This window comes from Rhizobium sp. NLR10b (genome assembly GCF_019685435.1).
Taxonomy (GTDB): domain Bacteria; phylum Pseudomonadota; class Alphaproteobacteria; order Rhizobiales; family Rhizobiaceae; genus Rhizobium.
In genome coordinates this window covers 112,245-124,396 of sequence record NZ_JABDWV010000005.1, presented here as the reverse complement: position 1 = coordinate 124,396, position 12,152 = coordinate 112,245, and the positions used below count along the sequence as shown (strand labels likewise).

Genomic DNA, 12,152 nt, shown 5'->3' with positions numbered 1-12,152 from the left:
ACGTTCAAGGCGGATGAGGGCGTGAATAACCAAAGAAGCGAGCATCTGAGCGAACACGTTCATCATCAGTGCGCCACCGCCGCAGCCGCCGCTTCATCGATCAGCCGGCCGCTGCGGAAGCGTTCCAGCGTCAGGCCGGCATTGAACTTGTGCGCTTCATCGCGGGCGATCAGATGCGCAAAGAGATTGGCCGAGCCCGGCGTCGCCTTGAAGCCGCCGGTGCCCCAGCCGCAATTGACGTAAAGCCCCGGAACCGGCGTCTTCGACTGGATTGCCGAACGATCCGGCGTATTGTCGACGATGCCACCCCATTGCCGCATCATCTTGACGCGCCGGAACATCGGAAAGAGTTCGCAGATGGCGTCGAGCGTATGCGTGATGATCTGCAACCCGCCGGTCTGGGAATAGGAATTATACTGGTCTGTGCCGGCGCCGATGACGAGCTCGCCCTTGTCGGACTGCGAGATATAGGCATGCACCGTGTTCGACATGACGACGCAGGGGAAGATCGGCTTCAGCGGCTCGGAGACCAGCGCCTGCAGCGGGCTCGACTGCAGCGGCACGCGCACATCCGCCATCTTCATGATTGTCGATGTATGGCCCGCGGCCGATACGCCGACCTTTCTGGCGCCGATGAAGCCGCGCGAAGTCTCGACCCCGGTCACCCGTCCGTCCGGACCGCGCCGGATGCCGGTCACTTCGCAGTTCTGGATGATGTGCACGCCTCGGTCTGAGGCTGCCCGCGCATATCCCCAGGCTACAGCATCGTGCCGCGCCGTGCCGCCGCGGCGCTGCAGCGCCGCACCATTGATCGGATAGCGCGCACTGGCAGAGATGTCGAGCGGCGGACAATAGGCCTTCGCCTGCTCCGGCGTCAGCCATTCATTGTCGATGCCGTAAAGCCGGTTGGCGTGGATGTGTCGCTTGAACGACTGCTGGTCGTGAATATTGTGCGAGAGCATCATCACGCCGCGCGGCGAATACATCACATTGTAGTTGAGCTCCTGTGAAAGCCCTTCCCAGAGCTTCATCGAATGCTCGTAAATGTGCATGCTCTCTTCATAGAGATAGTTCGAACGGATAATGGTGGTATTGCGCCCGGTATTGCCGCCGCCGAGCCAACCCTTCTCGATCACCGCCACATTGGTGATGCCGTGCTCCTTGGCAAGATAGTAGGCGGCTCCCAAGCCATGTCCGCCAGCGCCGATGATAACGACATCGTACTCGGCGCGCGGTTCCGGCGAAGTCCACTGCTTCTCCCAACCTCTGTGGCCGCGAAGGGCCTCCCGCGCCACGGCAAAAACCGAATATTTCCGCATCCGCCTTCTTCTCCTTCGGGCAAGGGCTGTTCTCGCGCCCATACAAATCGCAAATCCAAATGCGGCACAACGGCTCTTTTGCGACGTGCGAGAGCTTCGCTTTTGACACTGAACGACATCGTGTCGAAAACTGCGCAGCTTCCGATGCTGTCCGGCGATGACTCTGAAACGAACGTCATCTTGCATGATGCTGCGAAGAACGCCGTTCTCCCGGCGGCAGACTTGCCTAACCCAAGAGGGTGAAAAGACAAGCAGTTAGTATGATGTTAATTTTTCCCCGTTGCCGGGACTGGTGTATCATGGGCATACGGAGGCGGGGTTTATTCCAGGCGCTTTTCATTGCGCTATGCGGCGTCCGGCTGGCAGCTGCCGCCGAGCCGGTCGGCCAGGCTGTGGTTATCAAGACCGAGGTGACGGGACAAGCCGGCCCGATCGAAGTCAACAACAGCGTTCACCGCGACGAGCGTATCAGGACATCGCAATCCGGACTCGGCCAATTCCTGTTTCGCGACGGTACCAAGCTGGCGGTCGGCTGGGGCTCTTCGGTCGTCATCGACAAATATGTCTTCGACGATTCACAATCGGTCAAGAAACTCACCATCAAGGCAGCGAAAGGTACCTTTCGCTGGGTCAGCGGCAATTCCCAATCCTCGGCCTACCAGATTCTGACGCCCGCCGGCACCATCGGCGTGCGCGGCACCGCATTCGATTTCTACGTCGGCCAGGACGGCACCACGGCCGTCGTCTTGCTGAACGGTGCGGCCAGCTTCTGCGGCCCGGGCGGCTGCCGCCAGTTGCAGCAGCGCTGCGATTGCGTCGTCGCCAAGCCGAACGGCGATATGTCGCCGGCCCGCCGGGTCGATCCGAGCGTTCTCGATACACTCGGAAATCCCCGCGCCCTCCCCTTCCTCTCCGGCAACCAGCGGCTTGCGGGCGGCATCGGCATGCTCGGCGGCTGCAATATGGCCTCGGTTGCACCGGAACGAAAAGACAGAGTGCGACCTCCGCCGGCAATTGCGCCAGCTCCGCAAAGACAGGATCCGCCGCAGAGACAGGCCGAGCCACAAAAGGAGCGACCGAGCAAGCCCGATAAGCCCCATCATGACCATGACAGGCCGCATCATGACAAGCCCCATCATCACAAGCCGGATAGACCGGACAAGCATGATGGCCATGGCCGGCATGACAATGACGGCAAGCCCGGAAATCACGGCGAGGACCATCGCGGACACGACCGCGGTGATCATGAACATCACGATCGCGATCACAATCGTGATCATGATGATGACAACGATCGCAACCACGACAGGGGTTGGAATTTCAATCGCGGCCGCTGAGGCCCGTCAGTCTGCAGCGCTCTTTTCGATTCCCTCCGGCACTTCGCGGAAATGGCCGGTCCTGCCGGATATGCGCTGGTAGAATTCCGCCAGACCGCCGATCACCTGCACTGCCCTGAGCTTTGCGGTCCCGATAAGCTTCCGGCTGTTCCTGGAATGCGATTGCAGGGCCTGCATCAGTTGCTTGTGAACGACCTCGAGCGCAGCGAATTCCTGGGACGCTGCGACACGTTCATCGCCGACGACCGCAAGGATCTGCGTCCGGCTGCTCTTCCCCTTAAGCGGAAGGGCGCCCGCTTCGATCACCGCCATTCCCTGCACTGAGCGTGCGGTGCGGTCGGAGATAAGAATATCGAAGCCGACTTCCTTGCAGGACGATTCGATGCGGGCCGCGACGTTGACCGCATCTCCGACAGCCGAATAGTTGAAGCGGGTCTTGGCGCCCATATTGCCGACACACGCAACGCCGGTATGGATGCCGATGCCGATGCCGACCTCCTGATCGGATCCGAAGCCGAAGGCGTCGGCGGCGTTCAGTTCGGTGAGTGTCTCGCGCATGGCGAGCGCCGTGCGAACCGCCTTGATTTCGTGATCCGCAACATCGACCGGCGCATTCCAGAATGCCATGATCGAATCGCCGATAAACTTGTCGAGAGTACCTTCGTTGGCCACGACATGACGGCTCAGCGCGTCGAGCAATGTGTTCAGGAAGGCGACGACATCCGTCGGCGCCAGCCGTTCGCTGATCTCGGTGAAATTCCTGACGTCGACGAACATCACCGTCAGCTCCCGGTCATCCCCACCGAGGCGCAAGGCATCGCGGTTATGTTCGATGCGATGGAGCAGTGACGGAGAGAGATAATGTCCGAAGGCGCGCCGCACCTCGCGCCTTTCCCGGTCGATCACCAGAATGCGGAACGAGGTTGCGGCAAAATGGGTGATCGATCCGCTGACGATCGGAGCCAGCGGATCGAGAAGAAGCCCCGCATAAAGAAAGGAGAGCCAGGAGGCCACGAGCGCCATTGCGGTAATAAGCAGGCCGCAGACCAGTGCGACGGCGGGACTGACGAAAGTCGTCACCACGACGAGCAGGCAGCCGAGCACCGCTATCGTGAGGATTTCCAGGCCGTCCGCCCAATCGGGCCGCGACAGGAAGCGGCCGGAGAGAATCTGTTCGACGGCCTGCGCATGCATCGAAACCCCGGGAACATTCTCGCCGAGCGCCGTGACGCGGATGTCCTGCAGGCCTGCCGCCGAGGTGCCGATGAAGATGATGCTGCCGTCAATGGCGGCAGCGACCTCGGGAGAGGCGCCTCCGGCGGCGAGCACCTGGCGGGCGGAGATATAGCGCTCCGCTCGGTCGGGGCTGACATAGAGCCAGAATTCGCCCGCCGCCGTTAGCGGCACGACGAAATCGCCGATCTTTGCCGATGTCATCACGCCGGCCCGATCGGGCGCGCCGGCCACTACATAAGTCGATACACCCTGCGCGACGCGCAACGCCTCGACGGCGAGATTGGGATAGAGCTGCACGCCGTCGGTCAGGAACAACGGCACCGCCCGCACCACCGGCGAAGGATTGCCGGGATTGAGGCTGATATGGCCGAGCCCTGCCGCGTTGGCTTCCAATTGCGGCCTGAGCGGCGTCGATGCGGCAAGGTAGGGCGGAGCCGAGACGGGGCTTTCCCCGGTGAAAGCAAAGCCCGCCTTGACAGGCGGCCGGTAACTGCCCTCGTTGGAAAGCCCGAAGCCGAGCACGACGGGTTTGCCGGAGATCGAGCGGGCAAATATCTCGTCATTGTCGGGGAGCTTCTCGGCCAGGGACGGGTCAACCCCCGCGACCTCGCGCACGACGTTGCGCGGCGACAGCCTGTCCGGCTCTGAAAAGAGGACGTCGAAGGCGATGGCCGCAGCGCCCATGTCGGAGAGCCGGTCCACCAGCATGGCCAACCGGTCCCGTGGCCACGGCCATTGACCGAACTCGCGCAGCGACGCCTCGTCGATGTCGATCACATGGACCGGCATGGGCTCGAATGTTCTCGGAAGCAGGCGCTGGTACTCGTCGAAAGTCACGCCACGGATCAGCTTGAAGATCCCGGGATCGTCTGCCCGCAGCATCGTCAGGGCCGCCACGATCACCAGGCCGATAACGACACCGATTTGCTGTACGCGCGTCATCATCTCAACCGGTGTCCCTCCCACGGCCGATCGAGCGGCCCGCACCTGTCGGCCGACACGCTACGCCGCTTTCTGTCCGAACGCCATTCGCCCATGCGCTCCCGACGCTTCTTTTCGCTTTCCAGCCTTCCGCTTCCCGCCGGTCGGCGCAACAGTGTCTGCAAATTCGACGACGCTGTCGTTCCGCCATGCTTTTGCTTGGACGGCTCGGCTTCGAGCTTGCCGGGGGCGCGGCGAAATGTTCTTGTAACGGCCGAAGCGCGAATACTTTTATGTCGAAGAGTGAGGGGCTCCCGTGATTTCCGAAACCGCCGTGCGCCGCAGCGGCTATTGGCTGATCGTCGTCGTGCTGGCGATGCTTGCAGGACTGCCGCTTGCCGTCTGGCTTGACATCAGCGATCTCTCCGGAAACACCCTCAGACGCCAGGCGCGCGATATGAGCTCGCTAATATCGAGCATCCGCTCCTACTATTCCGCCAATGTCGTCGGACGCGTTCTGGCCGCGCACGCCAGCGGCGCGACCGCAGGCACGGTCGTTTCCCACAACTACGCCAATATCCCAGGCGCCATCCCGCTGCCGGCAACACTTTCGCTGGAGCTCGGCGACGTCATAAAGGAGCAGCAGGCCAACATCACATACCGCTTCGTCTCCGATCTGCCGTTCAAGAGCCGCGCTTCCCACGAGCTCGACGATTTCGAGAAACGAGCGCTTGCCGCGTTGCGCGCCAATCCGCAGCAGACGTTGAGCGACCTCACCCGCGTCGGATTGACCGATACCCTACGGCTCATTACGCCCGTCGTCATGAGCCAGGCCTGCGTTGCCTGTCACAACAGCCACCCGGAAAGCCCGAAGACCGATTGGAAGGTCGGCGATGTGCGCGGCATTCAGGAAGTGGTGATCAAGCAACCCTATGCAAGCAACGTTTTCGCCTTCAAATATCTGCTCTGTTATTTTCTTTTTGTCGCCGTCATCGGCCTCAGCTTCATTCTGCTGCAGCGCCAGCAGGCCCGCGCGATCCATGGCGCCAACCGGGATCTCGAAGCGGCGAACGAATTCCTGGCGAGCGTTTCGCTGAAGATTTCACGCTATCTGTCGCCGCAGATCTACAAAAGCATCTTCAGCGGACAGAAAGACGTCGTCGTCCATACCGAGCGCAAGCGCCTGACGATTTTCTTCTCCGACATCAAGGATTTCACCGCGACCACCGAGCGGCTGCAGCCCGAAGCGCTGACGGAGATGCTCAACGAATATCTCACCGAAATGTCGAACATTGCCCTCGCCCATGGCGGCACGGTGGACAAGTTCATCGGCGATGCCATGCTGGTCTTCTTCGGCGACCCGGAAACGAAGGGTCCGGAGGAGGATGCGAAAGCCTGCCTGCGCATGGCCGTCGACATGCAGCGCCGCCTCGGCGAACTCAAGGACAGATGGCGCAGAAACGGCACCGAGGAGCCTTTCGTCGTGCGCATGGGCATCAACAGCGGTTATTGCAACGTCGGCAATTTTGGCAGCAACGATCGCATGGACTATACGATCATCGGGGCGGAGGCCAATCTCGCAGCCAGGCTGCAGTCGATCGCCCAGGGCGGAGAAATCGTCATCAGCTACGAAACCTATGCGCTGGTGAACGAGATTGTCGATGCCCATCCCTTGCCGCCGATCACCATGAAGGGCATCCAGCGCGAGGTCGTGCCCTATGCCGTCGATGGACTGACGCTCGGCGCCGAACACAAAAGCCGGGTTCTCAGCGAACATCTCTCGGGTCTCGACCTGCATCTGGATATGAGCCGGCTGGAGCCTGCCGATCGACTCCGGGTCAGGACGGCGCTCAAGGAGGCAATCGCCGCCCTGGACGAGGCCCCGCCGGAAGCGGCTCGCTTGAGACAGGATGCCGGGCAGATGTGATTTTTCCACCTGCCGCCGATATCCATCTGGACTTCCCCTACTCGATCTGCTATCCCGCATCACCAATCGCAAGGCCGCGGCCGCGCGAACGTTATATTTTTGCCCCTGGCGCTGCGCTGCCTCAGGCATCAACCAAACCAAAGGAACGTGATTCTCGTGCAGGTACTTGTCCGCGATAACAATGTCGATCAGGCTCTCCGCGCTCTCAAGAAGAAGATGCAGCGCGAAGGCATTTTCCGCGAAATGAAGATGCGCGACTACTACGAGAAGCCGTCGCAGAAGCGCGCTCGCGAAAAGGCCGAGGCTGTTCGCCGTGTTCGCAAGCTGGCCCGCAAGCGCGCCCAGCGCGAAGGCCTGGTCGCACGCTAAGCGTTGCCGTCGTTTTTTCGACGTTTTCAGATGCATTGTGGCGGGGGCGATGGGTTCGCCGCCGCCTTTTTAGTTTGCCGCTGAAGATCGCGTATCCAGATATCGGATATGCCGCATGGGGAAAGCGAGCCCGAATGGCTGATACCACCTTCAATCCGTCCCGCGCTTGGCGCTTTCAGAAAACCGCATTCCTGCCGGCCTTGACGCTGGCGGCCATGGTTGGCCTCGCCGGCTGCGAGACGACCAACACGACGGATGCCGTAATCCGCATCGACAAGGCGCAGGGCTCGGAAGAAAACATCGCGTCGCTGACGGCCGTTATCAACGCCAATCCGAGGGATCCCGAAGGGTATAATGTCCGCGGTTCAGCCTATGGCCGCGGCGGCCAGTTCCGTCAGGCGCTAAATGATTTCAACACTGCATTGCAGATCAACCCGCGCTTCTTCCAGGCCTATGCCAACCGCGCGCTCGTCTATCGCAACATGGGCCAGCAGCAGCAGGCGATTGCCGACTACAATGCCGCCCTGCAGATCAATCCGAGCTACGACGTCGCCTATATCGGCCGCGGCAATGTCTATCGCATAGCCGGACAGGACGATGCAGCTTTCAACGATTTCAGCAAGGCGATCCAGCTCGGCACGACCGATGGCCGCGCCTATCACAATCGTGGCCTGATCTACCAGAAGCGCAATCAGCAGGATAAGGCAATCGACGATTTCTCGAAGGCCATCTCGCTCGCGCCGAATTCGCCCGAGCCCTATAATGGCCGCGGCATCTCCTATATCGCGCTGAATGACGACGACAACGCGTTTGCCGATTTCAATCACGCGATCGATCTCAACGGCAACATCGCCGAATCCTGGGCCAACCAGGCTCTTGTCTACGAACGCCGCGGCGACAAGGCAAAAGCTGCCCGCTCCTATCGCCATGCGGTCGGACTTGACCCGAAATACCAGCCGGCCCGCGATGGTCTCGCCCGAGTCGGCGCTCCAGCCGGCTAAGGATGTGAATTGGGGCGGCCGGAACATCGGATGCCCCCAGAACCTTGGCGTTGCAGGAAAATAAATCTCCGGCAATGACCGGCCCCGGTGCGCGTGCAGCAACGGGTGGCCAGAGTAAGCCGTCATGAAGGCGCCGCATCGCTTTGAAAAGAGGGACGGAAAAACCGCCGCCGGCTTCGATGGCATGTCATAGTATGTTGCAACCTGCTTTTGCTCCCCCTAACATGTGGCTGCTTCGATAGCCCGCTATCGGGGTGTGCGAAAACACGTTGAGGGCGGTTTGCGAGAGATGCGGATCTTTGCTTTCCTGACCGCAGACGAAATTGTTGCGGACAGCGCGCACAGCAGCGCCGCGCGTCCTTCAAGACGCACAAGGGACGCGGCAATACCGGGACTTGTGGCGGCGGCGCGCAATAAATGAAGATCGTCGCACTGTTTTTTCCCAAAGCTTCGATCGGCACCTATCTGGTTGCCATGGCGGTGGCGATCGCGCTGCCGATCTTCGCCTTCGTGGCGCTGCTTCTGCTGCAGCTGGAGGACAACCAGCGCTCGACGCTGAAGCGCGAGACGGCGCAGGACGCGCTTGCCCTTTCGCGCATCATCGATCGCCAGCTTCAGGACATGGCGACGACGCTGCGGCTGCTTTCGAGCTCTCCTGAACTTGAAAACGGCGATCTCGCCTCCTTCCACGAGCGCACGGAAACGGCTCTGCGGAACAATGCGCTCTATGTCCTTGCCGTCGACCGCAATGGCCAGCAACTGCTGAACACGCGCCGGCCTTTCGGCACGCCGCTCGAAAAGACGGCAAACATCGCCGCGCTCGATGCCGCAATGAAATCCGGCCAAATCGAGGCGTCCGATGTTTTTCACGGCAGAACCAGCGGCGAGTGGGTCTACAACGTCACTTTGCCAAGGCAGGGCGATCCTGTCGCCGCCCTCATCATCACCCAGGACGCCAGGGATCTCGGCCGGCTGGTGACGACCCAAGGTCTTGCCCCCGGTTGGTCGGCCGCCGTCATCGATCAAAGCGGCCACGTGGTTGTTGCCGCCGGTCCCGCCGCCCTCACGCCTGGCACCCCCTTCGATCCGCGCATCCTGCCGGCGCTTAGCTTTTCCCGGGGTGTTTTCGAAGACAAGGCGATCCTGCCGCACATGCTCCTCGGTTACGCACAGATTCCTGGCTGGTCGTGGAAGACGGTGATCTGGGGGCCGGTGGCGCAGGCGTCGATTCTCAGCACCTGGCGTTTCCTCATCATCGGCGGCGTCGCACTCGTGCTCGTCGCGATCCTGGCCGCCTATGCTGTCGCCAGGCAAGTCCGCAGCACCATCCGCGAGATTGCCGACATGGCGAACCGCATGGGCGAAGGCCACATCGTCTCGCCCGTTGAAACGAGCGTCATCGAGGCGAACCAGGTGGCGATCGCTCTTTCGAACGCCTCATTCGATCGCAGCCAGACCGAGGACCGGTTGCGCTTCGTCATGCATGAACTCGTCCACCGCACCAAGAACCTTCTCACGCTTGCTCAGGCCATGATGCGCCAGCTTGCCAAACAGGCCGAAAGCGTCGAAACCTTTCAAGCCGCTGTCGCCGACCGCCTGGAGGGGCTGGCGCGTTCGATCGAGCTCCTGACCAGCGAGCAATGGGGAGGCGTGTCGCTAAGGCGCGTTATCGACATCCACCTCCAGGCCTTCCCGCATGCGCGCGAACAGATCGAGGTCAGCGGTGAAGATTTCGTGCTGAAGCCGGATGCAGTGCAGAATCTTGGCCTTGCCCTGCATGAGCTCGCCACCAATTCGGTGAAATATGGTGCGCTTTCCGCCCCGCAGGGCCGCGTCCGCTTCGACTGGCACGATGTCGGGGATCAAGACAAGCCGGATGCCCTGCTCCGCTTCACCTGGGAGGAGCGCGGCGGCCCGCCGGTCACAGAGCCGTCGCGCTCGGGTTTCGGCACGACCGTCATCAAGGCGCACGCCGCCTCGGCCTTCCGCGGTACGGTAGAGATCGATTTCCGGCCAGAAGGCCTGTTATGGGTGCTGACAGCTCAGCGCTCCACGCTGGAGCGGGAATAACTCAGGAACAATCGCAACCTCAACCCGTTTCGAACAGGTCGTTCACAAGGAGAAGGACCATGTTCAAGCAAACGATGACGGCCGCCGTGGCTCTGACGGCGGCCGCCTGGGCAAGCCCGGCGAGCGCGGAAAATTATGTGACGCTTGGCCGCCTGGTCTGCGGATCGGATGGCGGTCAGGGTCTGATCGTCACCTCACAGAAGAACCTCATCTGCACCTATACGCCGGCAGCCGGCGGCGCCAAGGCAGTCTATGCCGGTAAAATCGAGAAGTTCGGCCTCGATATCGGCCAGACGGGCAAGAGCGTGATGATCTGGCAGGTCCTGGCAAAGACCGGCACCGACATGCCACAATTCGCCCTTGCCGGCGAATATTACGGTGTCGGCGCTGATGCGAGCATTGGCGCCGGCGCCGGCGCCAAAGTGATCGCCGGCGGCACCAACAAAGCTTTCATGCTGCAGCCGCTGAATGTCCAGGCCCAGGAAGGGCTGAACCTGGCGATCGGCGTAGAGAAGATGACGCTGGTGCCGGGCGAGATATGAGAAAGCCGCCCCAAAAGGGCGGTTCATCAGCTCAATGCGCGATCGCCTTGTTGATATCCTCGGTCATTTTCTTGGCGTCGCCGAGCAGCATCATCGTGCCGTCCTTGTAGAACAGGGTGTTGTCGATGCCGGCATAACCCGAACCGAGCGAGCGCTTGACGAACAGGCAGGTCTTGGCCCGATCGACGTCGAGGATCGGCATGCCGTAGATCGGCGAGGTCTTGTCGTCACGCGCTGCCGGATTGGTGACGTCATTGGCGCCGATGACATAGGCGACGTCGGCCTGGGCAAATTCCGAATTGATATCCTCGAGCTCGAAGACCTCGTCATAGGGAACATTGGCTTCGGCCAGCAGCACGTTCATATGGCCGGGCATGCGGCCGGCGACCGGGTGGATAGCATATTTCACCTCGACGCCGTTCTTCTTCAGATTGTCGGCAAGTTCGCGCAGCGCATGCTGGGCCTGGGCGACCGCCATGCCGTATCCCGGCACGATGATGACCTTCGAGGCATTCGCCATCAGATAGGCTGCATCCTCAGCCGACCCGAGCTTGACGGTCTTGTCTGACGTATCGGCCCCACTCGACGCCGTCTCGCCACCGAAGCCGCCGAGAATGACGGAAATGAAGGAGCGGTTCATCCCTTTGCACATGATGTAGGACAGGATGGCGCCTGAGGAACCGACGAGCGCGCCGGTGATGATCAGCGCCAGATTGCCGAGCGTGAAGCCGATGCCGGCCGCAGCCCAGCCTGAATAGGAATTGAGCATCGAGACGACGACGGGCATGTCGGCCCCGCCGATCGGCACGATCAGCAGGACACCGAGCGCCAGCGACAGTGCCACGACCGCCCAGAAGTCGAAGTGGCTTTCGGTCGCGGCAAGGCCGATGATGAAGAGCACGATCAGCGCCAGCAGGGTTGCATTGATCAGGTGCCGGTAGGGCAGCAGGATCGGCTTACCGGACATGCGCCCGTCGAGCTTCAGGAAGGCGATGATCGAGCCGGTGAAAGTCAGCGCCCCAATCGCGACGCCCAGCGCCATCTCGATGCGCGCCTCGGTGTGGATATGGCCGATATCGCCGATGCCGAAGGAGGCGGGCGTATAAAGCGCGGAGGCGGCGACCAGCACGGCGGCAAGGCCGACCAGCGAATGGAAACCGGCAACGAGCTGCGGCATCGAGGTCATGGCGATGGTGCGGGCGACATAGGCGCCGACGCTGCCGCCGATGGCAAGGCCGAGGACGATCAGCACGAAGCCGGCGAAATTGGGCATCGCCAACACCAGCGTCGTCAGGATGGCGATCCCCATGCCGATCATGCCGTAGAGATTGCCCTTGCGGCTGGTGGCCGGGTGCGACAGGCCGCGCAGCGCCAGAATGAAGAGGACGCCGGAAACGAGGTAGAGGAAGGCTGCGATATTGGTCATCGGT

9 protein-coding genes are annotated in these 12,152 nt (G+C 61.6%); 6 read left to right on the top strand and 3 right to left on the bottom strand.

Going from position 1 to position 12,152, the window contains the following annotated elements:
* Window positions 1-65: 65 nt before the first annotated feature.
* Window positions 66-1,319 carry a sarcosine oxidase subunit beta family protein gene (locus tag HJB91_RS09570; protein WP_011426818.1) on the bottom strand — a complete coding sequence of 418 codons (1,254 nt, stop codon included), beginning with the start codon at window positions 1,317-1,319 and terminating at the stop codon, window positions 66-68.
* Window positions 1,320-1,618: 299 nt separating this feature from the next.
* On the opposite strand from HJB91_RS09570, the gene HJB91_RS09565 reads away from it, so the two are divergent.
* A complete protein-coding gene (locus HJB91_RS09565; RefSeq protein ID WP_259669863.1) occupies window positions 1,619-2,656 on the top strand; it encodes a FecR domain-containing protein in 1,038 nt (345 codons plus the stop codon).
* A gap of 6 nt (window positions 2,657-2,662) precedes the next feature.
* Here the strand turns inward: HJB91_RS09565 and HJB91_RS09560 are convergent, their stop codons facing one another.
* Entirely contained in the window at window positions 2,663-4,834 is a 2,172-nt protein-coding gene (locus tag HJB91_RS09560; RefSeq protein WP_221154691.1) for a CHASE2 domain-containing protein, read from the bottom strand.
* Window positions 4,835-5,189: 355 nt separating this feature from the next.
* Between HJB91_RS09560 and HJB91_RS09555 the strand changes: the two genes are divergently transcribed.
* The 5 genes from HJB91_RS09555 (at window position 5,190) to HJB91_RS09535 (ending at window position 10,722) form a co-directional block, all read left to right on the top strand.
* On the top strand, window positions 5,190-6,740 hold the full coding sequence (locus HJB91_RS09555) for an adenylate/guanylate cyclase domain-containing protein (protein WP_247241746.1): 1,551 nt from the start codon (window positions 5,190-5,192) through the stop codon (window positions 6,738-6,740).
* Between the two features lie 156 nt (window positions 6,741-6,896).
* Window positions 6,897-7,109 carry a 30S ribosomal protein S21 gene (gene rpsU, locus HJB91_RS09550; protein WP_003585885.1) on the top strand — a complete coding sequence of 71 codons (213 nt, stop codon included), beginning with the start codon at window positions 6,897-6,899 and terminating at the stop codon, window positions 7,107-7,109.
* 134 nt (window positions 7,110-7,243) lie between these two features.
* A complete protein-coding gene (locus HJB91_RS09545) occupies window positions 7,244-8,110 on the top strand; it encodes a tetratricopeptide repeat protein (protein WP_210629821.1) in 867 nt (288 codons plus the stop codon).
* A gap of 417 nt (window positions 8,111-8,527) precedes the next feature.
* Window positions 8,528-10,180: a sensor histidine kinase gene (locus tag HJB91_RS09540; protein WP_221154525.1), complete on the top strand. Its 1,653-nt coding sequence runs from the start codon at window positions 8,528-8,530 to the stop codon at window positions 10,178-10,180.
* Window positions 10,181-10,239: 59 nt separating this feature from the next.
* Window positions 10,240-10,722, top strand: a complete 483-nt coding sequence (locus tag HJB91_RS09535; RefSeq protein ID WP_210629819.1) for a DUF992 domain-containing protein — start codon at window positions 10,240-10,242, stop codon at window positions 10,720-10,722.
* Window positions 10,723-10,753: 31 nt separating this feature from the next.
* Here HJB91_RS09535 and HJB91_RS09530 read toward each other — a convergent pair whose 3' ends face one another.
* Complete coding sequence (locus HJB91_RS09530) at window positions 10,754-12,148, bottom strand: NAD(P)(+) transhydrogenase (Re/Si-specific) subunit beta (protein WP_210629818.1); 1,395 nt, start codon at window positions 12,146-12,148, stop codon at window positions 10,754-10,756.
* Window positions 12,149-12,152: the final 4 nt, after the last annotated feature.